The organism is Staphylococcus sp. HMSC077D08, from assembly GCF_001837945.1.
Taxonomy (GTDB): Bacteria; Bacillota; Bacilli; order Staphylococcales; family Staphylococcaceae; genus Staphylococcus; species Staphylococcus epidermidis.
In genome coordinates this window covers 1-22,751 of record NZ_KV834737.1, presented here as the reverse complement: position 1 = coordinate 22,751, position 22,751 = coordinate 1, and the positions used below count along the sequence as shown (strand labels likewise).

Annotated in this window: 24 protein-coding genes and 2 tRNA genes; 23 read left to right on the top strand and 3 right to left on the bottom strand. The window is 30.9% G+C overall.

The window, feature by feature from the left end; genetic code table 11:
* Positions 1–3 precede the first annotated feature (3 nt).
* Both thiE and yidC read left to right on the top strand, forming a co-directional pair.
* Complete coding sequence (thiE, locus tag HMPREF2663_RS00130) at positions 4–642, top strand: thiamine phosphate synthase (protein WP_070845557.1); 639 nt, start codon at positions 4–6, stop codon at positions 640–642.
* An 88-nt stretch (positions 643–730) separates the two neighbouring features.
* Entirely contained in the window at positions 731–1,603 is an 873-nt protein-coding gene (yidC, locus tag HMPREF2663_RS00125; protein ID WP_002458703.1) for a membrane protein insertase YidC, read from the top strand.
* 106 nt (positions 1,604–1,709) lie between these two features.
* On the opposite strand, the gene HMPREF2663_RS00120 is transcribed toward yidC, so the two are convergent.
* Positions 1,710–2,363: an HD domain-containing protein gene (locus tag HMPREF2663_RS00120; protein WP_002491196.1), complete on the bottom strand. Its 654-nt coding sequence runs from the start codon at positions 2,361–2,363 to the stop codon at positions 1,710–1,712.
* A 181-nt stretch (positions 2,364–2,544) separates the two neighbouring features.
* Positions 2,545–4,029: a cardiolipin synthase gene (gene cls / locus HMPREF2663_RS00115; protein ID WP_002447769.1), complete on the bottom strand. Its 1,485-nt coding sequence runs from the start codon at positions 4,027–4,029 to the stop codon at positions 2,545–2,547.
* Between the two features lie 173 nt (positions 4,030–4,202).
* Between cls and csoR the strand changes: the two genes are divergently transcribed.
* The 3 genes from csoR (at position 4,203) to HMPREF2663_RS00100 (ending at position 4,993) form a co-directional block, all read left to right on the top strand.
* Positions 4,203–4,496, top strand: coding sequence for a copper-sensing transcriptional repressor CsoR (gene csoR, locus HMPREF2663_RS00110; protein ID WP_002458700.1), 294 nt, complete (start codon positions 4,203–4,205; stop codon positions 4,494–4,496).
* A gap of 6 nt (positions 4,497–4,502) precedes the next feature.
* Positions 4,503–4,712: a putative copper chaperone CsoZ gene (locus HMPREF2663_RS00105; RefSeq protein ID WP_002447767.1), complete on the top strand. Its 210-nt coding sequence runs from the start codon at positions 4,503–4,505 to the stop codon at positions 4,710–4,712.
* 143 nt (positions 4,713–4,855) lie between these two features.
* Positions 4,856–4,993, top strand: coding sequence for an Lmo0850 family protein (locus HMPREF2663_RS00100; RefSeq protein WP_001829949.1), 138 nt, complete (start codon positions 4,856–4,858; stop codon positions 4,991–4,993).
* A 98-nt stretch (positions 4,994–5,091) separates the two neighbouring features.
* On the opposite strand, the gene HMPREF2663_RS00095 is transcribed toward HMPREF2663_RS00100, so the two are convergent.
* Positions 5,092–6,303, bottom strand: coding sequence for an FtsW/RodA/SpoVE family cell cycle protein (locus tag HMPREF2663_RS00095; protein WP_002447766.1), 1,212 nt, complete (start codon positions 6,301–6,303; stop codon positions 5,092–5,094).
* 389 nt (positions 6,304–6,692) lie between these two features.
* Between HMPREF2663_RS00095 and HMPREF2663_RS00090 the strand changes: the two genes are divergently transcribed.
* From HMPREF2663_RS00090 to HMPREF2663_RS00005, 18 genes are all read left to right on the top strand, one after another.
* Positions 6,693–7,766, top strand: a complete 1,074-nt coding sequence (locus HMPREF2663_RS00090) for a D-alanine--D-alanine ligase (protein ID WP_002458698.1) — start codon at positions 6,693–6,695, stop codon at positions 7,764–7,766.
* Between the two features lie 11 nt (positions 7,767–7,777).
* The gene (gene murF / locus HMPREF2663_RS00085) at positions 7,778–9,133 is read left to right on the top strand and encodes a UDP-N-acetylmuramoyl-tripeptide--D-alanyl-D-alanine ligase (RefSeq protein ID WP_070845529.1); all 1,356 of its coding nucleotides are present in this window, start codon (positions 7,778–7,780) and stop codon (positions 9,131–9,133) included.
* 297 nt (positions 9,134–9,430) lie between these two features.
* Positions 9,431–10,960 (top strand): degradosome RNA helicase CshA, encoded by a 1,530-nt coding sequence (locus HMPREF2663_RS00080; RefSeq protein ID WP_020363515.1) that lies wholly within the window; start codon positions 9,431–9,433, stop codon positions 10,958–10,960.
* 253 nt (positions 10,961–11,213) lie between these two features.
* The gene (locus HMPREF2663_RS00075; RefSeq protein WP_002447762.1) at positions 11,214–11,693 is read left to right on the top strand and encodes a PH domain-containing protein; all 480 of its coding nucleotides are present in this window, start codon (positions 11,214–11,216) and stop codon (positions 11,691–11,693) included.
* Positions 11,686–13,191, top strand: a complete 1,506-nt coding sequence (locus tag HMPREF2663_RS00070; RefSeq protein ID WP_070845527.1) for a PH domain-containing protein — start codon at positions 11,686–11,688, stop codon at positions 13,189–13,191. The genes HMPREF2663_RS00075 and HMPREF2663_RS00070 overlap by 8 nt, the downstream gene beginning before the upstream one ends.
* Positions 13,178–13,696, top strand: coding sequence for a PH domain-containing protein (locus HMPREF2663_RS00065; RefSeq protein WP_002447760.1), 519 nt, complete (start codon positions 13,178–13,180; stop codon positions 13,694–13,696). The genes HMPREF2663_RS00070 and HMPREF2663_RS00065 overlap by 14 nt, the downstream gene beginning before the upstream one ends.
* Positions 13,697–13,734: 38 nt before the next feature.
* Entirely contained in the window at positions 13,735–14,088 is a 354-nt protein-coding gene (acpS, locus tag HMPREF2663_RS00060) for a holo-ACP synthase (RefSeq protein ID WP_070845526.1), read from the top strand.
* A 66-nt stretch (positions 14,089–14,154) separates the two neighbouring features.
* On the top strand, positions 14,155–15,303 hold the full coding sequence (gene alr, locus HMPREF2663_RS00055) for an alanine racemase (RefSeq protein ID WP_002475027.1): 1,149 nt from the start codon (positions 14,155–14,157) through the stop codon (positions 15,301–15,303).
* 86 nt (positions 15,304–15,389) lie between these two features.
* Positions 15,390–15,560: a type II toxin-antitoxin system antitoxin MazE gene (gene mazE, locus HMPREF2663_RS00050; RefSeq protein ID WP_001829931.1), complete on the top strand. Its 171-nt coding sequence runs from the start codon at positions 15,390–15,392 to the stop codon at positions 15,558–15,560.
* Positions 15,557–15,919, top strand: coding sequence for a type II toxin-antitoxin system PemK/MazF family toxin (locus HMPREF2663_RS00045; RefSeq protein ID WP_002447757.1), 363 nt, complete (start codon positions 15,557–15,559; stop codon positions 15,917–15,919). Before mazE ends, HMPREF2663_RS00045 begins: the two co-directional genes overlap by 4 nt.
* Before the next feature lie 344 nt (positions 15,920–16,263).
* On the top strand, positions 16,264–17,265 hold the full coding sequence (locus HMPREF2663_RS00040) for a PP2C family protein-serine/threonine phosphatase (protein WP_002447756.1): 1,002 nt from the start codon (positions 16,264–16,266) through the stop codon (positions 17,263–17,265).
* Between the two features lie 99 nt (positions 17,266–17,364).
* Positions 17,365–17,691, top strand: a complete 327-nt coding sequence (locus HMPREF2663_RS00035) for an anti-sigma factor antagonist (protein WP_001829952.1) — start codon at positions 17,365–17,367, stop codon at positions 17,689–17,691.
* Between the two features lies 1 nt (position 17,692).
* Positions 17,693–18,172 carry an anti-sigma B factor RsbW gene (gene rsbW / locus HMPREF2663_RS00030; protein ID WP_002447755.1) on the top strand — a complete coding sequence of 160 codons (480 nt, stop codon included), beginning with the start codon at positions 17,693–17,695 and terminating at the stop codon, positions 18,170–18,172.
* Entirely contained in the window at positions 18,147–18,917 is a 771-nt protein-coding gene (sigB, locus tag HMPREF2663_RS00025; protein ID WP_002447754.1) for an RNA polymerase sigma factor SigB, read from the top strand. The genes rsbW and sigB overlap by 26 nt, the downstream gene beginning before the upstream one ends.
* A 291-nt stretch (positions 18,918–19,208) precedes the next feature.
* Positions 19,209–21,359, top strand: coding sequence for a Tex family protein (locus tag HMPREF2663_RS00020; RefSeq protein ID WP_070845524.1), 2,151 nt, complete (start codon positions 19,209–19,211; stop codon positions 21,357–21,359).
* The gene (locus HMPREF2663_RS00015) at positions 21,352–21,807 is read left to right on the top strand and encodes a SprT family protein (protein ID WP_070845522.1); all 456 of its coding nucleotides are present in this window, start codon (positions 21,352–21,354) and stop codon (positions 21,805–21,807) included. Before HMPREF2663_RS00020 ends, HMPREF2663_RS00015 begins: the two co-directional genes overlap by 8 nt.
* Before the next feature lie 756 nt (positions 21,808–22,563).
* A tRNA-Leu gene (locus HMPREF2663_RS00010) sits at positions 22,564–22,650 on the top strand.
* A gap of 21 nt (positions 22,651–22,671) precedes the next feature.
* Positions 22,672–22,745: transfer RNA gene (locus HMPREF2663_RS00005), tRNA-Gly, on the top strand.
* The last annotated feature ends 6 nt before the right edge of the window (positions 22,746–22,751 follow it).

The following is a 22,751-nucleotide window of genomic DNA, read 5'->3' as shown; positions in this document are numbered from 1 at the left end:
ATGATGTTTGATTCAAAACAATTATCAGTCTATTTTATTTGCGGAACACAAGATATACCTAAAAATAAATCAATTGAGCAAGTTCTCAAAGAGGCATTAGAAGCTGGAATCACATTGTATCAATTTCGTGAAAAAGGCCCTAATGCACTAAAAGGAGAAAAGAAAAAACAGCTAGCCTTAAAACTTAAACAATTATGTCATTCATATCACGTACCTATGATAGTTAATGATGATGTTCAATTAGCCCAAGAGATTAATGCTGATGGCATTCATGTAGGTCAAGATGATATAGAAATTCAACAATTTGCAAGCCAATTTAAAAATAAGATTATAGGTTTAAGTGTAGGGAATTTGAAAGAGTATCAACAATCTGATTTGTCTAAAGTTGATTATATTGGAGTAGGTCCAATGTATACAACATCATCAAAAGATGACGCTAGTAAACCTGTTGGGCCATCTATGATATCTCAATTAAGATTATATATTCATGATGTTCCTATAGTTGCCATTGGAGGTATTAATGAAACTAACGTGCAGCCTATTGTTGACGAAGGTGCAGATGGTATTTCTGTCATCTCAGCAATTACACGTAGTACCAATATAGACAAAACGGTTAAATACTTCTTAAGATATTTCACCTAAATCTCTATTTTTTCTACTTTTTGTTTTCTACTATTGTATTAGTATGATAAAATATACTCTATGTGAATATAACATTAGAGGTGGAAAAATGAAGAAAAAAGCGTTACTACCTTTGTTTTTGGGAATAATGATTTTTCTAGCAGGTTGTGATTACTCTACACCTGAGAAGCAAGATGGATTCTTCTTTAATACTTTTGTTCAACCTATGAAACATCTCTTACAGTGGTTAGGAAATGATGTTTTTCATAATAATTTTGGACTAGCAATTATTGTATTAGTTCTTTTCATTCGTTTAATCTTGTTACCATTTATGTTATCTAACTATAAAAATAGCCACATGATGCGTGAGAAAATGAAAGTGGCTAAACCTGAAGTAGATGGCATTCAAGAAAAGGTTAAACGTGCGCGTACACAAGAAGAAAAAATGGCTGCAAACCAAGAACTTATGGAAGTTTATAAAAAATATGATATGAACCCTATGAAGAGCATGTTAGGATGTTTACCTATACTTATTCAAATGCCAATTATTATGGGATTATACTTTGTATTAAAAGATAAACTTGTAAATGGTTTATCTGAACATCCGCATTTCTTATGGTTTAATTTAACTAAACCTGACATTTGGATTACAGTTATTGCCGGTGTGCTATACTTTATTCAAGCTGTAGTTTCAAGCAAAACGATGCCTCAAGAGCAACGTCAGATGGGTTATATGATGATGGTTATTTCTCCAATAATGATTATTTGGATTTCTTTACAAGCATCATCAGCTTTAGGTTTATACTGGTCTGTCAGTGCATTATTCTTAGTAATTCAAACGCATTTTGCTAATATTTATTACTCTAAACTTGCTAAAAAAGAAGTTCAACCTTTTATTGAAAAGTATGAAAGAGAACATAATCCTTCTTCAAAGAAAAAAGGGAAAAATACTCAAGTAGTATCAAAAAAGAATAAAAAATAATAAACAATCACCTGAGACACCAATCGTTGTCTCAGGTATTTTTTATGTGGTAGATACTAATGATTTTGGTTAAAACATGAATTAACAATTTATCTCTTATTTGAATTTACTCTTTATTAAAATTCCACTCTGACATAAATTGTTTGAGAAATTGAATCATAAATTGATGTCTTTCATCTGCAAGTTTTTTTGCAGTAGGTGTGTGCATTAAATCTTTTAATTTAAATAATTTTTCATAAAAATGTTTTATTGCTGAATTGTCTAACTCTTCAATGTGAGACGTATGTAACGCTTCATTTGAAAACTTCGTTTCAGTCCACATAGGTTCACCAAAGTGTCCTGAAAATTGGAATGTTCTAGCAATGCCGATTGCTCCTATGGCATCTAGGCGATCAGCATCTCTAACGATTTCACCATCTATCGAAAGTTTAACGTGATTATTTTTACCAGCTCGATAGCTCATATGTTTAATAATGTAGAGGACTTGTTGTGATATTTCATTGCTTAAATCTAGAGTAGATAAGAACTGTTTAAGCTGATCATATGCTAAAATTTCATCAGTTAATTTACTATCAACAGTATCATGCAATAAAGATGATAGTTCTATAACGAATGTATCTGTTATATTTTCTTGTTTAGCGATATAACAAGCGTTGTTATAGACACGTTCCACATGTGCAATATCATGTCCAGTAGTATCATGTTGATGGAAACTTTTCATATATTCATAAGCGTTTTTAATCTTCATTCTTGAGTTCATAGATAGACTCCTTACTTAATTTAAAAGTATCAAAGTATTTCATTTTTTAACATTTAGTATTTAATAATATCTTTGACATCATTATAATGGTTTAATTAATGATACTACATATTTTGTTACATTAAAGAAGATATAAATGAAGAAGTGAACCTGTCGTTAAGCGTTCACTTCTTGCAAATTTCTATAAAATTGGAGAAAGTAGTTGTGAAATCCCTTCTTTGAATTTAACTAGTATATTTCGTTTAGCATATGCTTCAGAAGTGAGCTTGTTAGATAATTTCATATCATTAATGAAAGCTTGTTTTAATGATCGCGCTACACCTTCATCATAAATAAAAGCATTGACCTCAAAATTTAATGTAAAGCTTCGATTATCCATATTGGCAGTTCCTACACTTGCTACCTCATCATCAATGACAAGTGTTTTTGAATGTAGAAAACCATTATCATAATGATAGACATTTACGCCAGCTTCAAGTAAAGACGCTACGTTTTTAAGCGTAGCCCAATAAACAAAGGGATGGTCACGTTTGTTAGGAACCATGATGTTAACATCCACACCACCAAGCGCTGCAATCTTAATCGAATCTAAAAAAGCTTGATCGGGAATGAAGTATGGTGATTGAATGTATATAGATTCCTTAGCTGAAGAAATCATTTTTAAATAACCATATTTAATTTGTTCCCAATCTTCATCAGGCCCACTTGAAGCAATTTGTATGCCTATCGTACCACCAGAGTCAACATCAGGAAAATATCGAGATTCATAAGTTAAATTGTCACGAGTTGATTGTGAGTTCCAATCTAAGATGAATCTGAGTTGAAGGGCATTTACCGCGTCACCTTTAATACGTAAGTGTGTGTCCCTCCAATAACCAAATTTCTTAGATTTACCTAAATATTCATCTCCTACATTAAAACCACCAACATATCCAATCGTACCGTCAATGACTACTATTTTTCTGTGATTTCTATTATTCATTCTTAAATTAATAAGTGGTAATTTTGATGGGAAGAAAGATTCAGCATGGCCGCCTCTTTGACGAAATTTTTTTAAGTCCTTCTTTCGTAAATCTCTTGAGCCCATATCATCGTAAAGCATTTTAACTTCTATACCTTCTTCAGCTTTTTTTTCTAGTTCATGTAACAACTGCTTTCCGAGATTATCACTATGAATAATGTAGTATTGGATGTGAATATATGATTGTGCGTGTCTAATATCATTAATTAAATCATCGAATTTCTGATGACCATCTGTATAAATTGTTAAATCGTTATCAGTTGTTAAAAAAGCAGCATTATTATAAAGTAACATTTGTACCATTTCTTTAAATTTAACAATTTGATGATTACCCTTAGAAAAGTCTTGCTTTTTCAAAGCCTCTAATTGCTCGTCAACAATCATTTCAAGACCAACTTTATCCTCTTTGGCGAGTTTAAATATATGTTCTCTCTGTATTTGGCGACCTAATAATAAATACAATATGAATCCTACTAAAGGTAAAAAAACTAAAACCAATAACCACGCCCATATAGAATTTGCTGTACGCCTCTCCATGAAGATAATAATGAATGCAAAAACTAAATTTAATAAAAAGGCACTAACTAATAAAATATTAATTATAATATTAGATTGATGAAGTGCCATAGTAAAGACTTCTATCATAGGTTACCTCCTTTATGATTGTTTATTCTCACTCAGTTTTCATTTCAGTGATTTTTAAATATAATTATAGCATGAAGAAATACGAATATCATGGTGAGATGATATTTAATTAACTGAATCATTGACGAGTGAATTTATGAATAATACGATATAATATGAACAGAGGTGACTTTATGGCAGACATGGAGAGTGCACATCACTCAGAGCAAATAAAAACAAATTTAAAATCAAGATTAAATAGAATAGAAGGTCAAGTAAGAGCAATCAATCGTATGATTGATGACGATGTTTACTGTGATGATGTACTAACTCAAATTAGAGCAACACGTTCAGCATTGAATAGTGTAGCTATTAAATTACTAGATCATCACATGAAGGGTTGTATTATGGAAAAAATAAACGACGGTGCGCAAGAAGAAGCAATGGATGAATTGCTCGTGACATTCCAAAAATTAATAAAAGATTAAGAGGGTATGAAATTGAAAAAAGGATTGATACATGTTTCAGGTATTAAAACAACTGAACAAGAGAAACAGCTCAAAGATCATTTATCTAAGATGATAGGCATCAATAGTGTGGATATCGATTACCAAATGAATGAGATTCGCGTGGAATTTGACACTCCCGCAAATTTAAATAACATTGAAAAAGAAATTTACGATTGCGGATTTCGTATTTTATAATTAAAGGATTGTGTTTAATTCGTTTTTTTCTTTGAATTATTATAACTTTTAGAAATATTTAAAAATATTTCTTGGATGATGTAGTAAAGTAGAAGTAATTAGGGTATGATGGATATGAAGCTATTTCTAACGAGGTGATAATTGTGAAGAATCAGGATAAGATTCAAAATGTAGTCAAATTATTATCATCATTGGGTGTGAATATTAAGAAAACTAAATCTCGTTTAGATATTATTAATACTTTGCCTACATCTAATCAAGTAAGTCATGAATTAAAATGATTTGCATGATAATATAATATTTTATGTATTGATTATCTAAATTAATATAAAAAAGAGAGACACTGTTCAATGTGAATAGTGTCTCTTTTTTATATAGGTTAAATTGTATTAGATTTTTTAGATAATGCGGGTATTTGATATCGTTGAGGTTCATGATAATAAATTGAAAGAACTACTCCTATACCAGTCATTAAACTCCATAAAGAACTTCCGCCGTAACTAATAAACGGAAGTGGTATACCTGTAATAGGTAGTAATTGAACCGTCATGCCGATATTTTGTAACACGTGAAAGACAATCAACGATACATATCCTATGATAAATACTTTGTTAAACTGATTATCAATTTTACTAGCTAATCGTATAAGGTGGAATATTAAGAATAAGAAAAGTAATATCAATAATACTGAACCTATAAAGCCCATTTCTTCGCCAATCACTGAAAAAATAAAGTCGGTATGATTCTCAGGAATATAAACTTCGCCATGGTTATAACCTTTACCTAATAATTGACCAGAACCAATAGCTTTTAAAGATTCTGTTAAGTGATATCCATCCCCACTACTGTATGAATAGGGATCTAACCAAGAATTGATACGTCCCATTTGATACATTTTTATTCCTAATAGGCTCTCTATTAAGGATGGTTTATAAATGATAGCTAATATAATACTAGAGCCACTTACAAATGCAACAATAAAAAGAGGTGCTAATATTCTCCATGTTATTCCACTTACTAACATGACACCAGCTATAATTGCACATAACACCAAAGTAGTACCTAAGTCATTTTGCAATAGAATTAATGCCATAGGTATAATGGATACACCTATAATTTTAAAAAATAACATTAAATCAGACTGAAAAGACTTATTAAATGTAAATTGGTTATGTTTAGATATCGTTTTAGCTAAAGCAAGTATAAGTATAATTTTCATGAATTCGGAAGGTTGGATGCTTATAGGACCGAAACTGTACCAACTTTTAGCACCATTAATAATTGGGGTGATTGAAGTTTCAGGTAAAATAAGTAATCCTATTAATAGAATGCAAAATATACTATATAAAATATAAGTATTACTTTTAATTTTCTTCGGTGAAATTATCATAATTAAAAGTGCAATAATAGCTCCGAAAATATAATAAATGATTTGTCTAATACTGAAATTTGCACTATATTGTCCGCCACCCATAGCGGAACTGATTAAAATAACACTTGTTAGTGCTAATAGCGATATAACTAGTACGAGTATCCAGTCGACTTTACGTAACCAGTTTCGTTTAGGTTGTTGACGAGAAGAATAATTCATTGCTTACTCCTTTATGTATATGGATCACTTTTCAAAATTGCTGTAGATACTTTTACAATATTTTAATTATCGGTATTCATTCAAATTTTCTAATCAAATATATATTAATTTTACATGACTTCTTTTAAATTTGCTAGAATATCAAAGAATGATAGCACCTTTTTAACTTTTAATATGCAATAGTCATAATAAAATATGTATATTAGCCCAAATTGTCACTAAAATTTAGTTCTATATTTAGATTATCAAATGCAATTGAATTTCAAAATATGATAATATTAAGTTTCAGAAGTCGTTATGAACTTAAAGTAGCAAATAAAAAGAACAATTAAACAATTACGTCAAAGAAAAAAGCTAAAAGAACTGTAATTGTAATGGAGGAAAACGAAATGACAAAAGAAAATATTTGTATCGTTTTTGGAGGTAAAAGTGCAGAACACGATGTTTCAATTTTAACTGCACAAAATGTTTTAAACGCAATTGATAAAGAACGATATCAAGTTGATATCATTTATATAACAAACGATGGTGAATGGAAGAAAAAAGATAATATTACACAAGAAATAAAAAATACTGACGAACTCGTCATTAACGATGTAGAAACTGGAGAAATCTCACAATTACTCAGTAAAGGTAGTTTAGGAAGATCATATGATGCAGTGTTCCCGTTATTACATGGTCCAAATGGAGAAGATGGAACTATCCAAGGTCTTTTTGAGGTACTTGATATACCATATGTAGGTAATGGTGTGTTAGCTGCTTCAAGCTCAATGGACAAACTCGTGATGAAACAATTATTTGAGCATAGAGGTTTACCTCAATTACCTTATATTAGCTTTTTAAGAAGTGAGTATGAAAAATATGAAAATAATATCATTAAATTAGTTAATGATAAGTTAACATATCCGGTATTTGTAAAACCTGCTAATCTCGGTTCAAGTGTTGGTATAAGTAAATGTAACAATGAAGAAGAATTAAAATCTGGGATAGCTGAAGCATTCCAATTTGATCGTAAACTTGTCATTGAACAAGGGATTAATGCTAGAGAGATTGAAGTAGCTGTCTTAGGTAACGATTATCCTGAAACAACATGGCCTGGTGAGGTTGTTAAGGATGTAGCATTTTATGATTATAAATCAAAGTATAAAGACGGTAAGATTAAATTAGATATTCCAGCAGATTTAGATCAAGATGTTCAAATGACATTAAGAAACATGGCATTAGAGGCCTTTAAAGCTACTGATTGTTCGGGATTAGTTCGTGCAGATTTCTTTGTTACTGATGATAATCAAATTTATATCAATGAAACAAATGCCATGCCAGGATTTACTGCATATAGTATGTATCCAAACTTATGGAAAAATATGGGCTTATCTTACCCTGATTTAATTGCTAAATTGATTGATTTGGCTAAAGAACGTTATGAAGATAAAAAGAAAAATAAATATAAAATTGATTATTAGAGGTTTTAGTTATGATAAACGTCACATTAGAGCAAATTAAAAACTGGATAGATTGTGAAATTGATGAAAAACATCTAAAAGAAACAATAAATGGGGTTTCAATTGATTCACGGGAAATCAATGAAGGGTCGTTATTTATACCGTTTAAAGGCGAGAATGTTGATGGCCATCGTTTTATTACACAAGCATTGAACGATGGTGCTGGAGCTGTTTTTAGTGAAAAAGAGAATAGGTATTCTGAAGAGATCCAAGGTCCTATTATTTGGGTAGAAGATACTTTAATAGCCTTACAGCAATTGGCAAAAGCATATCTAAATCATGTAAATCCTAAGGTGATAGCGGTCACTGGTTCTAATGGAAAAACAACCACAAAAGACATGATTGAAAGTGTATTATCAACTGAATTTAAAGTTAAGAAAACACAAGGAAATTATAATAATGAAATTGGAATGCCGTTGACTTTACTAGAACTTGATGAAGACACAGAAATTTCTATTCTAGAAATGGGAATGTCAGGTTTTCATCAAATAGAGTTGTTATCTAACATCGCACAACCTGATATAGCTGTCATCACAAACATTGGTGAGTCACATATGCAAGATTTAGGATCGCGAGAAGGCATTGCAAAAGCTAAATTTGAAATAACAACTGGTCTCAAAACAAATGGTATATTTATTTATGACGGAGATGAACCTTTATTAAAACCTCATGTTACTCAAGTTAAAGATGCCAAATTAATCAGCATTGGATTAAATTCAGACAATACATATACTTGTCATATGAACGATGTGAAAAACGAAGGTATTCATTTTACTATCAACCAAAAAGAACATTATCATTTACCAATTTTGGGCACGCATAATATGAAAAACGCTGCTATTGCAATTGCTATTGGACATGAATTAGGCTTAAATGAAACAATAATTCAAAATAATATTCACAATGTGCAATTAACTGCTATGAGAATGGAAAGACATGAATCATCAAATAATGTAACAGTAATTAATGACGCATATAATGCAAGTCCAACAAGTATGAAAGCTGCCATTGATACATTAAGTGTCATGAAAGGTCGAAAAATTTTAATATTAGCAGATGTACTTGAATTAGGACTTAATAGTCAAGTGATGCACAAACAAGTTGGTGAATATTTGAAAGATAAAAATATAGATGTTTTATATACATTTGGTAAAGAAGCCAGTTATATCCATGATAGTGGTAAAATTTTTGTTAAAGAAGCAAAACACTTTGATCAAAAAGAACAGTTAATTCAGACGTTAATATCTCAAGTTAAACCAGAGGACAAAGTCTTAGTTAAAGGTTCACGGGGTATGAAGCTTGAGGAAGTTGTTGACGCATTGTTGTAATATAAAATCTAATTTTAAAGCATGCAATGAATGAGCATCTGTAAATTAATTTGGATGTTACTTTCAACGCATGCTTTTATTTTTTTAGTAAATCATGCAAAACGCTTACATTACATATTGCACGACCTTTTTGAAAGTTAAATTGTTTGATGAATTACATTGAAAACAGTAAATGTGTGAAATTGCTTTATTGCTATAATATTTTTAAGGTGGTACTATATAGAAGTTGATAAAACATAAGTGACCATATATGTAAAAAAGCATATTAAGAAATATACACGTAAAAGGAGAATTATTTTGCAAAATTTTAAAGAACTAGGGATTTCGGATAAAACGGTTCAAACATTGGAAGCAATGGGGTTTAAAGAACCGACACCTATCCAAAAAGATAGCATCCCTTACGCGTTAGAAGGAGATGACATCCTTGGACAAGCCCAAACTGGTACTGGGAAAACAGGGGCGTTTGGTATACCTTTAATTGAGAAAGTTGTAGGCCAACAGGGTGTTCAATCATTAATTCTTGCGCCAACGAGAGAGCTTGCTATGCAAGTAGCTGAGCAATTAAGAGAGTTCAGTAAAGGTCAAAAAGTACAAGTTGTTACAGTCTTTGGCGGTATGCCTATTGAAAGACAGATTAAAGCATTAAAAAGAGGCCCTCAAATTGTAGTAGGTACGCCAGGAAGAGTTATTGATCATCTTAATCGTCGTACACTTAAAACTCAGGGAATTCACACGCTTATTTTAGATGAAGCAGATGAAATGATGAATATGGGATTCATCGATGATATGAGATTTATTATGGATAAAATTCCAGCTGAGCAACGTCAAACTATGTTATTTTCAGCTACGATGCCAAAAGCAATCCAAGAATTGGTACAGCAGTTTATGAAAGCTCCTAAAATAATTAAGACAATGAATAATGAAATGTCAGATCCTCAAATTGATGAATATTATACAATCGTTAAAGAATTAGAGAAATTTGATACATTTACAAACTTTTTAGATGTTCATCAACCTGAATTGGCGATTGTCTTTGGTCGTACTAAACGCCGCGTAGACGAATTAACAAGCGCGCTATTATCTAAAGGATACAAAGCAGAAGGTTTACATGGCGATATTACCCAAGCGAAACGTCTAGAAGTATTGAAGAAATTTAAGAACGATCAAATAGATATTTTAGTTGCTACAGATGTTGCTGCACGTGGTCTTGATATTTCTGGTGTGAGTCATGTTTATAATTTTGATATCCCTCAAGATACAGAAAGTTATACTCACCGTATTGGACGTACCGGTCGAGCAGGAAAAGAAGGTATTGCAGTTACTTTTGTAAATCCAATTGAGATGGATTATATTCGACAAATTGAAGATGTCAATAATCGTCGAATGAAAGCATTAAGACCTCCACATCGTAAAGAGGTGCTTAAAGCGCGTGAAGATGATATTAAAGAAAGAGTTCAAAACTGGATGTCAAGAGAGAACGAGCCGCGTTTACAAAGAATATCAAGTGAATTACTTAAAGAATATGATAGTACAGAATTAGTAGCCTCTTTACTTCAAGAACTTGTAGAAGCTAACGATGAAGTGGAAGTACAATTAACATTTGAAAAACCGTTAGCACGTAAAAATCGCAGTAGTAAAGGCGGTTTTAGAAGAAGTAATCATAAACGTGGTAATGGTAAGTTTGATAATAAAAATAGACGATCAAAAGGTTCTAAAGGTCAATCAAGTAAAAAGAAAAATTCAAAGAAATTTGACCGTAGAGATAAGCAGCAAAAAAGTGGTAATCAATCACTAAAAGGTCGCACATTTGCAGATCACCAAAAATAAATTAATTAACTAGCCTGAGATAATATTTTTTGTCTCAGGCATTTTTATTTATACGGATTAAAAAGTACATATGTATTGAGCATAAATCTTATTATATATTAGGTGTGACGTGTCGATATGAATTTTTTCATTTTTGTATGGAAATAAATTATTTTTTAATAAATAATACATTGAAAATATTGGTCGCTGTTATTTTTTAGACTTTATTATCACTATGCTATAATGTGGGTAAATCTTGAAAAGGAGTACATTTATGAAAAATGATAGTACGTTTCATAGAAGTCCAATCCAAGCGCTAAAGTACTATTACATCACTAGTTGTATAGGTTTATTTATTTTGCTTATAATATTCAGTTTACTTTTGTATTTTAGTTTTTTAAATCATTGGTGGCCTTTTACATCATACATCTTTCTTGGGCTAGGTTTGTTATCGATTTTAAACACTTGTATATCTCCACTAATTAAATATAGATATCGTTATTATAAAATTCACGAAGATTTTGTCATTTTAAAAAGATTATTTATTTTTAAGAAAGAAGAATTAAGCAAAATAGAGAGAATACAATTTATTGATATTGGAACTAATCCGTTATCAAAAAAATTAAATCTTAATTCTGTAACTTTATTTACTGCAGGTCATACAATCTCATTTCCAATAATATCTGAGAAAGAAGCACAAAATATTCAACAACAAATACTATTGAGATTGAGAGGTGCCAATGACGATGTATAGTCCGCAAAAGCTACATCCAATTTCTTATATTGATGGCTTGATTAGTGTGATTAAATCAAATTTCATTGTAATTATCATCTTTTTATTTAATATAAAAGATTTTAAATATGATGATTTTTCGTCTTATATTATTCCAGGTATAATGACTTTGATATTTTCTATCGGCTTCATTCATAATATTATTAAGGTTTATAATACACGATATTGGATTGAAGAGGATCATTTTATATTAACTACTGGTGTTTTTAATAAGGAACGAAAAGAACTTAATATTAGTCGCATACAATCTGCAGATACGTCTCAAGGTTTGATTAATCAGATTGTTGGCGGTGTTGAACTCATCATTAAAACACCTAGTGATGGCATAGAGTTAGGGACAATTTCAAAAAAGCAAAGTGAAGTTATTGAACAAGAATTGCAATCTATTCAAGAACGCATGAATAACCAGGTAAATCAAGAAGCTAAAGAGTTAAATGAAGAGAACCATACTCAGACATATCAGCAACATGCCAAGCCTCAATATGCCATATTTAAAATGCCTTTTAAGCAACTATTATTTATGTCTATGACAAGTGGAGCTATAGCGCTTGCTTTTGTGACGCTATCCCCTATTATTGGCAGTCTCTCAAGTGTTATTCCATGGGATAAATTTGGTGAAGAAATATCTTCAGTATTTAAAACGATATATTTCATTGTCATTTTTATTGTCATACTAGTGTTATTATTAAGTTATATAATCGGAACTGTCATGTACTTAATTAAGTTTTATGGATATCGAGTTATTCAAGAAAATCATCAACTTAAAATTCAATATGGATTATTTACGAAGAAAAATATCACTGTACCAACTGACCGACTGCAAGGTGTACTTGAACATCAATCTTTTATACGAAAATTATTTGGTTATACATCTATACATTTCTATATTACAAGCGATATAGATGCCACTGAAGGGGAACCTACTGATAATGACGGAAGAATTATGATTTTACCGTTTATTCCAAGAAAAGAGGCATATAAAGTGATTAGGCCTTTAGTTCCTGAGATGACATTTAATCATGCTAAAATTGGCATGCCTTTAAAAGGATTTCATCGTCACTTTTTAATTCCTTCCTTATGTCTTATTGGTATGGGCATTGTTGGATGGTATATGTGGTCTTTATGGTCTTTAATTATAGCTTTATTACCAATCTCATTATTTTTTGTTTACGCTATACTTTATACACATTTTAGTGGTTTTTCTTTTAGCGAATCAGAGCTAGTTGTACAAAAAGCGTCTATATTAAATATTAAGAGGTTTTATGTTAAAAAAGAAAAAGTCTTAGGAATGGCTATTAGTCAACATCCCTTTCTTGAAAGAAGCCAACTCGCAAATTTTCAATTTGTTATTGCTAAAGGTAGTAGTAGGCAAAATATTGGCTTGAAGTTTAGTGAAGTAGATAATGTTCTTAAACTCAAAAATTGGTACATGAAAGGTGATACTCATGAAGTCTTATAAATATATGCACCAAAATGGTATTAAAGTAATGAGAATTAGTGGTGCTTTTTGGACACTTTTACTAGTGATAGCATTGTCTATTTTAATATTGCTTAATGAATTAAAATTCCATTTTATTAATACTAAAAATTTAATAATTGGAGCAATAATTTTAACTACAATAGTTTGTATTTTATTCATGATTCTAGTGCCTTGGTTTAAGTTTAAACATCTTAGATATTTTTTAGATGATAAAGAAATACATATTAGAGAAGGTATCATTTTTATAGATGTGCACGTCATCCCATACTTTAGAATACAAAATATAGATATTGTTGAGGGATTTATCATGAGAAAGTTCCAACTCGCTTCGCTGTCTTTATCAACTGCTGGGGGGAATTCTGAAATAGCTTTGATAGATATTCGAGAAGCGCAAAGATTAAAAAAACAAATTAAACAACAAAAATCAATAACGACAAATGTAGCTTCATCAGAAAAAATAAACGATGATATATTAAAGACTTGATAAAAGATTATTGATGATATACTAAAGAGGCGATACAAGTGATTTATGGAATAGGTATAGATCTAATAGAAATTAAACGAATTAAAAATCTTCAGAATCAAACAAAATTTATTGAAAGAATACTTACTATAGAGGAAAGGGACAAATTAAATCAGTATACACATGAGCAACGTAGGTTAGAATTTTTAGCTGGTCGCTTTACTGTGAAAGAGGCATTTAGTAAGGCCTTAGGTACTGGGTTGGGGAAATCAGTATCGTTTCAGGATATTAACTGTTACAACGATGCACTAGGTAAACCATGTATTGATTATCCTGGTTTGGATACACATGTGAGTATTACACATACTGAGAATTATGCTATGAGTCAAGTTATTCTTGAAAAAAACGAATGAAAATTAGATAGAATTTTTAATCATCAGAAATAAGATAAAGTAAGTAGTTTCAAGGAGGACATGTATATGTCAGAGAAGTTTTATAGAGCAACATATTTAAATGTGAATTTAGATGCAATTTTAGCAAATTATCAAAATTTCAATCAATTACACGCTAATAAAACTGTCATTTCAGTTATTAAAGCTAATGGATATGGATTAGGAAGTGTGAAAATAGCACAACATTTAATGCGTCATGGTGCAACATTTTTTGCGGTGGCTACACTTGATGAAGCAATAGAATTAAGAATGCATGGAGTTGATGCTAAATTATTAGTTTTAGGTGTTGTTCCAACAGAAGACATTGAGAAGGCTATACAGCATCGTGTTGCTTTAACAGTACCTTCTAAAGCATGGTTGAAGGAAACTATCAAGCAAATTCCTGATGATAACCAAAAAAATTTATGGCTACATGTAAAATTAGATACTGGTATGGGCCGAATTGGAATGAAAGATATATATGAATATAAAGAAGTGGTTGACCTAATTAATAAAAGAAATCATTTAGTTTTTGAAGGCGTTTACACACATTTTGCGAGTGCAGATGAACCTGGAAGTTCTATGAATGAACAATATACTTTGTTCAAAGAGATGGTTAATCAAGTTGAGAAACCAATCTATATTCATTGTCAAAATTCTGCTGGATCACTACTCATGGATGGTCAATTTTGTAATGCAATAAGATTAGGAATCTCTCTTTATGGATACTATCCTTCAGAATATGTTAAAGATAATGTAAAAGTTCATTTAAGACCGAGTGCGCAGTTAGTATCAGAAACGGTTCAAGTCAAAACGCTAAAAGCTGGTGAAACTGTTAGTTATGGACGTACATATACTGCTGCTGAAGAAATGACAATTGCAATTTTACCTATTGGGTATGCCGACGGATATTTAAGATCGATGCAAGGTGCGTTCGTCAATGTTAACGGGAATCAATGTGAAGTCATTGGACGTATTTGTATGGACCAAATGATAGTTAAGGTTCCTTCTCATGTAAAAACGGGTGAAAAAGTAATACTTATGGATAATCATGTTGATTCACCACAATCAGCTGAAGCAGTAGCGAATAAACAAGGTACAATTAACTACGAAGTATTATGTAATTTATCAAGACGTCTTCCAAGAATATATTATTATGATAATAATGAAGAGGTTACAAACGAATTGTTAAAATAGTATAGTCACTGATTAGGAAATTTGTTATTATAAAACTAAATTGATGCTAATATAACAACTTTTGGAATCAGATGGAGGTTCTTTTCATGTTATCTTTTAATCAAAATAGAAACCACAGTCTTGAACAATCTTTAAAAGAAGGTTATGCACAAATGGCCGATTTAAACCTCTCCCTAGCAACAGAAGCTTTCCCGATAGAGTGTGAAGCTTGTGATTGCAACGAATCACATTTAATATCTAATTCCAAGAATGAATGATTAGAAGAGGAGATGTTTATTTAGCGGATTTATCACCAGTTCAAGGGTCTGAACAAGGGGGAGTAAGACCTGTAGTTATCATTCAAAATGATACTGGTAATAAATATAGTCCAACTGTAATTGTAGCTGCGATTACTGGTAGGATTAATAAAGCGAAAATACCAACCCACGTAGAAATTGAAAAGAAAAAGTATAAATTAGATAAAGATTCAGTTATTCTTCTTGAACAAATTAGAACACTAGATAAAAAGCGTTTAAAAGAAAAATTAACATTTTTATCAGATAGTAAAATGATAGAGGTTGATAATGCCTTAGATATTAGTTTGGGATTAAATAACTTTGATCATCATAAATCTTAAATAAATATATGTAGTAAACATAAAAAAATATTGAAATAAAAGGCAATAACTTTATAATAATTAAGTGTTTAAGTAATATTAGGATATTTAAACACTCGTATAGGTGTCGGTATGTCTATTTATCTTTGATTTAAGACGTATCACTATAGTTATTATGAAAATGTATTTATTATAAAAGGATGTCTTGAGTTTTTAAGGCTTTAGGTTATCCATTCCTAAAGTCTTTTTTAGCTATCAACAAAGTTTTAACACCAAAAATTATGCTATTCGCAGAAAGTAAATAAAGGTTTCGTATTGTTATAAAACTGATGGGATATTGAAGTGGAAGTAAGGAGGCACATTTAGTGGAAGAATTCACAAAAAGTTATAAAGCCCTTGTTAAAGAAAGTTTAATAACTAACAATAAAACATTATTAATTAAGAAATGTGAAGCATTCACAAATGAAGTTATAAAGAAAGATGTTTTACCTGAAGATATAGTTGAGATACATAAAGATTATATTAATACATTAGATTTGGCAGAAGAAGATATTTTAGAAACGCTCGATGTGTTACAAGAAGTCGTTAAAGGATTTGGATATAGTTACCGAGATTACCAAAGACTTGTTAATAAGCTTCAAGTCCACGATAAAGAAATGGATTTAGCCTCAAGACTTCAACAGACTATGCTGAAAGCTGATATTCCACAATTTGATAGCATTCAAATAGGAGTGATATCTGTTGCTGCACAAAAAGTAAGTGGGGATTATTTTAATCTTATTGATCATAAAGATGGCACAATGAGTTTTGCTGTGGCAGATGTTATAGGTTCAGGCATTCCAGCAGCTTTAGCTATGAGTATGATAAAATTTGGCATGGATGCTTATGGACATTCACAACTTCCTAGTGATGGTTTGAAGCGTTTGAACCGTGTTGTTGAAAAGAACGTTAACCAAAATATGTTTGTCACAATGTTTTATGGGCTGTATGAAGAGATGAATCATCTTCTATACTGTAGCTCAGCTGGGCATGAACCTGGCTATATATATCGCGCAGAAACTGAAGCGTTTGAGGAAATTGGTGTGCGAGGAAGAGTTCTAGGTGTGAGCCCCAAAACACGTTACAGCCAACAAGAGATTCCTATTTACCTTGATGATTTAATCATTATTTTTACTGATGGTGTCACAGAGGCACGTGATGTAGAGGGGAATTTTATTGATAAAGATAAGTTGTTAGACTTAATTCAAAAATATAAGCATATGCATCCACAGGATATTGTGCAAATTATTTACGAAGCTATTTTAAAATTACAAAATCCTGCGAGAAAAGATGATATGACTATTTTAATTATAAAAAGAGTAAACTAAATTATAAAATGTAGATTAAATTTAATTCATGTAGGGTATAGGTAATTTTGAGTACATATGTAGGATAAAAACATCTGATAAAGACTAGGAGTGTATTAAATGAATCTAAATATTGAAACAATAACTCATGATGATTTTTATGAGGTTAAAGTTGGTGGAGAATTGGACGTATATACTGTACCTGAATTAGAAGAGGTACTAGTACCAATGAGACAAGAAGGAACACATGATGTTCACGTTAACTTAGCTAATGTGAGCTATATGGATTCAACAGGCCTCGGTTTATTCGTAGGCACATTAAAAGCATTAAATCAAAATGATAAAAATCTCTATATCTTAGGTGTCTCAGAGCGGATAGGTAGATTGTTTGATATTACAGGATTAAAAGATTTAATGCATGTTAATGAAGGAACGGAGGTAGAATAACATGCAATCTACACAAGATTATATTGAAATGCGGTTGCCAGCTTCTGCAGAATACGTAAGTTTAATACGTTTGACGCTTTCAGGGGTATTTTCAAGAGCTGGCGCATCTTACGATGATATAGAGGATTCTAAAATAGCAGTGAGTGAAGCGGTGACCAATGCGGTTAAACATGCATATAAAAAAAATTCTGAAACAGGTATGATTAATCTTTGTTTTGAAATATTTGATGATAGAATTAAAATCGTTATTTCAGATCAAGGAGAAAGTTTTGATTATGAAGCTACAAAATCACATTTAGGTCCATATAATGATAACGAAAATATTGATTTTCTACGTGAGGGTGGTCTGGGATTATTTTTAATTGAGTCTTTAATGGATGAAGTTACTGTTTATAAAGAATCTGGTGTAACAATCAGTATGATTAAGTATATAAAAAAAGAGCAGGTGCGAAATAATGGCGAAAGAGTCGAAATCAGCTAGTGAAGTATCACCTGAACAAATTAACCAATGGATTAAACAACATCAAGAAAACGAAGATAGCCTAGCTCAAGATAAATTAGTAAAACATTATCGTAAGCTAATTGAATCTTTAGCTTATAAATATTCTAAGGGACAATCACATCATGAAGATTTAGTTCAAGTGGGTATGGTTGGTCTAATAGGTGCTATTAATAGATTTGACTTATCATTTGATCGTAAGTTTGAAGCCTTCTTAGTACCAACAGTTATTGGTGAGATTAAAAGATATTTACGAGATAAAACATGGAGTGTTCATGTACCTAGACGTATTAAAGAAATCGGTCCAAGAATAAAAAAAGTTAGTGATGAATTAACAAATGAACTTGAACGTTCACCATCTATTAGTGAAATCGCACAACGCTTAGAAGTTTCAGATGAAGAAGTTTTGGAAGCGATGGAGATGGGTCAGAGTTACAATGCCCTGAGTGTGGATCACTCTATAGAAGCAGATAAAGATGGTTCGACAGTTACATTATTAGATATTATGGGACAACAAGATGATAATTATGATTTAACGGAAAAGCGTATGATATTAGAGCGTATTTTACCTATTTTGTCGGAGAGAGAAAGACAAATCATACAATGTACTTTTATTGAAGGTCTTAGCCAAAAAGAGACTGGTGAAAGAATTGGTCTTAGTCAAATGCATGTTTCACGTTTGCAACGTACTGCAGTAAAAAAATTACAAGAAGCTGCAAGACAATAAACGAGTTGTTAACAGTGTTGGTAATTAAATCCGTTATAATAGCCTGGAATGAATTTAAAAAATAGTTCATTTCAGGTTTTCTTATATTTGTATTTGTAAGGTTTGATAAAATTGAAAATTAGTATTAGTTATATGAAACGTTTGATACTATTCGAATGAATTTTATCAATTTGAATTATACCTCTATTTTTACTAGGCACTCTGATTAAAATAAAGCGCTAGAAAATCAAATTTAATTATTATGTTAAGATAAATAAGTAATTTTAAAGAAAAGCGTGGTAGAAAAAACAAATGGATAACAGTTTAATTGAAACAATTGTAAGTAAATATCAATTTTCGGAAAAACAAATTAAAGCAGTTTTAAAATTGTTGAAAGAAAACAATACGGTTCCATTTATAGCGAGATATCGTAAAGAAGCTACAGGTGGACTTGATGAAGTAGAAATTAAACAAATCAATGATGAATATAACTATATGTTAAATCTTCAAAAACGTAAAGAAGAGGTAATACATAATATTGAACAACAGGGTCTATTAACGTCAGAATTAAAGAAAGACATATTAACACAGACGAAGTTACAAAGAGTTGAGGATTTGTATCGTCCATATAAACAAAAAAAGAAAACACGTGCAACTGAAGCTAAAAGAAAAGGGTTAGAAGATTTAGCAGACTGGTTTTCACAATCAAAATTGGATTCAAAAATTGAAGATAAAGCCCGATTATTCTTAAATGATGAAGTGACTACAATTGAAGATGCAATAGAAGGGGCTAAAGATATTATAGCTGAACGTATTTCGGATAATCCTCAATATCGCTCTAAAATACTTAAAGATGTTTATAATCAGGGACTAATTGTTTCCTCGAAAAAGAAAAAAGCCGAAGATGAGAAACAAACATTTTCTATGTACTATGATTACAATGAACCAATTAAACGTATTGCAAATCATCGTGTTTTGGCGATGAATCGAGGAGAAAAAGAAAAAGTATTATCAATAAAAATTGATTTTGATACGACACGTATTCAAAGAGAAATAGAAAATGTTGAGATAAAAACTCAAAATGAGGCAACTCCGTTTATTAAAGAGGCTATTCAGGATAGTCTCAAGCGATTAATTCTTCCTTCAATAGAAAGAGAAATTAGAGGAGATTTAACACAAAATGCAGAATCTCATGCAATAGATGTATTTAGTGAAAATCTTAGAAATTTATTACTACAACCACCAATGAAGGGTAAACAAATTCTTGGAGTAGATCCAGCATTTAGAACAGGGTGCAAACTTGCTGTCGTCAATCCATTTGGTACCTTTATTGCTAAAGGTGTTATTTATCCTCATCCACCAATATCAAAAATTGAGTCAGCAGAAAAAGAACTAGTCAAGATGATAAGTGACTATGATATTGAACTTTTAGCGATTGGTAACGGTACTGCTAGTAGAGAAACTGAACAATTTGTAGCTCAAGTAATAAAAAAATATCAACTTCAAGCACAATTTATCATAGTCAATGAAGCTGGCGCATCAGTTTATTCAGCATCAGAAATTGCTAGACAAGAATTTCCAGATTTTCAAGTAGAAGAACGAAGTGCAGTTTCAATTGGTAGAAGAGTTCAGGATCCTTTAAGTGAACTTGTTAAAATAGATCCTAAATCTATAGGAGTAGGACAGTACCAACATGATGTCAATCAAAAAGATTTAAGTAGGGCTTTAACGTTTGTAGTGGAGACTGCCGTCAATCAAGTTGGTGTGGATGTGAATACTGCTTCTAAATCCTTATTACAATATGTATCAGGTCTCACATCAACTATTGCTCAAAATATTATTGATTATAGAGAAGAAAACGGACCTATAAAACATCATAAAGAAATTAGTAGGATTAAACGTTTAGGCGCAAAAACCTTTGAGCAAAGTATTGGTTTTTTAAGAATTGTTGATGGTAAAGAACCTTTAGATAATACTGCAATACACCCTGAAAGTTACGATGTTGCATATCGCATGCTTCATCAATTAGATTTAACTGCACAAGATATAGGTTCCGTTAAACTCAAAAACACGTTATCAAATGTTAATATTTCAACTCTTGTGTCTCAATTAAATATTGGTGAACCTACATTAAAAGATATAATACAATCATTGATTGCACCTAATAGAGATCCAAGAGATGAATTTGAAACACCTATTTTGAAGTCAGATGTATTATCGATTGAAGATTTATCTAAAGGCATGAAATTGAATGGCACAGTAAGAAATGTTGTTGACTTTGGTGCATTTGTAGATATCGGTGTTAAACAAGACGGGCTAGTACACATATCAAAATTATCTAAGAAATTCGTTAAAAATACAATGGATATGATAAGTGTAGGAGATATTGTAGAAGTTTGGATTTTAGATATAGATGAAAATAAAGGCAAAGTTTCATTGACAATGGTTAACCCAAATGAATAATTTAGCATTACAAAGCCTGACTGAAAGTATAGCGATAAAATATTTTGGCAAAGCTTTTAAGCACGAGGTATATTATAATAAGCGTTTACGTACCACTGGTGGTAGATATATATTAAGTAGTCATAATATAGAAATAAATCCAAAACAGTATGAAATGTTTGGAGAAAAAACTGTCATTGATATCATAAAACATGAACTGTGTCATTATTTTCTTCATTTATCTGGTGAAGGATATCAACATCGTGATAAAGCATTCAAAATTTTGAGCGCTAAAGTAGGAGCACCTAGATTTTGTACTCCAACAGAATCTTATCAAGATAGAGCTAATTATAAATATAGATGCATCTATTGTGAACAAGAATTTATTCGTATAAAGCGTGTGAATCTGGAAAAAATGCGTTGTGGACGATGTGGAGGTATTTTAAAACTTCTTCAAACTAGAAAGTGATAGAATTTATATTACCATTTTGTTTTGAAAATAGGTTGCTAAAATTGATAAAAGAGTACTTGTACTAATCTTATATAAATTTAACCTGAGCCATTTATAATGTCTCAGGTTTTTCTATGATATGTCTTGAAGATATATTTAAAAGTAGCCGAGTAAGGGCGAACAATTATTAAAATAAGATGTAACAGATATGTAATTTTATTTTGAATCAATGAGAAACCATTAAATTATCTCACAGTTTTTGATTTAATACTGAAAATTGAAATATTAACAATCATAAATTATACGTTTGATAATTGTTGTCTAACAAATTTATTATTAGGTGTCTTAATTAATTGTAAAGTAATAACCGATGATTTGAATATGATGATGTGACTTTTTTTATATTTTTTATTCTCAATATAAAAGTACTTTTAGTTAACTTTGACTTACGTTATGGTAGTAAAATAATTAAAAAGAACATACTTGTATTTGTTAATTGAAGTTTAAGATAATATTGTAGAACGATTTACGATGTAATGCTATATAATTCGTCTTGTGTATAGTGTTACAAAAAAATAAATTATAGGGTATAAAAGCATTGACAATGTAATTGTTGTGATATATCATAGTTATCGTTGTCTTAATAAGAGGTTCGATTATCAAGCGCTAATTAATTTTATTAATATAAAGTTAAATTATTATTGACAAAACGTAACAAAGCATTTACAATAGTTAATGTTCTCGATAATTAAGTTCTAATTATGCGTTTTGCCAGCGGTCGTGGCGGAATGGCAGACGCGCTAGGTTGAGGGCCTAGTGGGAGTTAATCCCGTGGAGGTTCAAGTCCTCTCGGCCGCACCAAATTGAATTTTATATCTACATGCGGGTGTAGTTTAATGGCAAAACCTCAGCCTTCCAAGCTGATGTTGTGGGTTCGATTCCCATCACCCGCTCCATTTTAT

Coding starts and splice junctions, on each gene's coding strand:
- alr (WP_002475027.1), top strand. CDS start 14,155: ATGTCAGAGAAGTTTTATAGAGCAACATATTTAAATGTGAATTTAGAT.
- rsbW (WP_002447755.1), top strand. CDS start 17,693: ATGCAATCTACACAAGATTATATTGAAATGCGGTTGCCAGCTTCTGCA.
- HMPREF2663_RS00105 (WP_002447767.1), top strand. CDS start 4,503: ATGAAATTGAAAAAAGGATTGATACATGTTTCAGGTATTAAAACAACT.
- HMPREF2663_RS00045 (WP_002447757.1), top strand. CDS start 15,557: ATGATTAGAAGAGGAGATGTTTATTTAGCGGATTTATCACCAGTTCAA.
- mazE (WP_001829931.1), top strand. CDS start 15,390: ATGTTATCTTTTAATCAAAATAGAAACCACAGTCTTGAACAATCTTTA.
- cls (WP_002447769.1), bottom strand. CDS start 4,029: ATGATAGAAGTCTTTACTATGGCACTTCATCAATCTAATATTATAATT.
- yidC (WP_002458703.1), top strand. CDS start 731: ATGAAGAAAAAAGCGTTACTACCTTTGTTTTTGGGAATAATGATTTTT.
- HMPREF2663_RS00015 (WP_070845522.1), top strand. CDS start 21,352: ATGAATAATTTAGCATTACAAAGCCTGACTGAAAGTATAGCGATAAAA.
- HMPREF2663_RS00095 (WP_002447766.1), bottom strand. CDS start 6,303: ATGAATTATTCTTCTCGTCAACAACCTAAACGAAACTGGTTACGTAAA.
- csoR (WP_002458700.1), top strand. CDS start 4,203: ATGGCAGACATGGAGAGTGCACATCACTCAGAGCAAATAAAAACAAAT.
- HMPREF2663_RS00090 (WP_002458698.1), top strand. CDS start 6,693: ATGACAAAAGAAAATATTTGTATCGTTTTTGGAGGTAAAAGTGCAGAA.
- HMPREF2663_RS00020 (WP_070845524.1), top strand. CDS start 19,209: ATGGATAACAGTTTAATTGAAACAATTGTAAGTAAATATCAATTTTCG.
- HMPREF2663_RS00065 (WP_002447760.1), top strand. CDS start 13,178: ATGAAGTCTTATAAATATATGCACCAAAATGGTATTAAAGTAATGAGA.
- HMPREF2663_RS00035 (WP_001829952.1), top strand. CDS start 17,365: ATGAATCTAAATATTGAAACAATAACTCATGATGATTTTTATGAGGTT.
- sigB (WP_002447754.1), top strand. CDS start 18,147: ATGGCGAAAGAGTCGAAATCAGCTAGTGAAGTATCACCTGAACAAATT.
- murF (WP_070845529.1), top strand. CDS start 7,778: ATGATAAACGTCACATTAGAGCAAATTAAAAACTGGATAGATTGTGAA.
- HMPREF2663_RS00070 (WP_070845527.1), top strand. CDS start 11,686: ATGTATAGTCCGCAAAAGCTACATCCAATTTCTTATATTGATGGCTTG.
- HMPREF2663_RS00075 (WP_002447762.1), top strand. CDS start 11,214: ATGAAAAATGATAGTACGTTTCATAGAAGTCCAATCCAAGCGCTAAAG.
- thiE (WP_070845557.1), top strand. CDS start 4: ATGTTTGATTCAAAACAATTATCAGTCTATTTTATTTGCGGAACACAA.
- HMPREF2663_RS00120 (WP_002491196.1), bottom strand. CDS start 2,363: ATGAACTCAAGAATGAAGATTAAAAACGCTTATGAATATATGAAAAGT.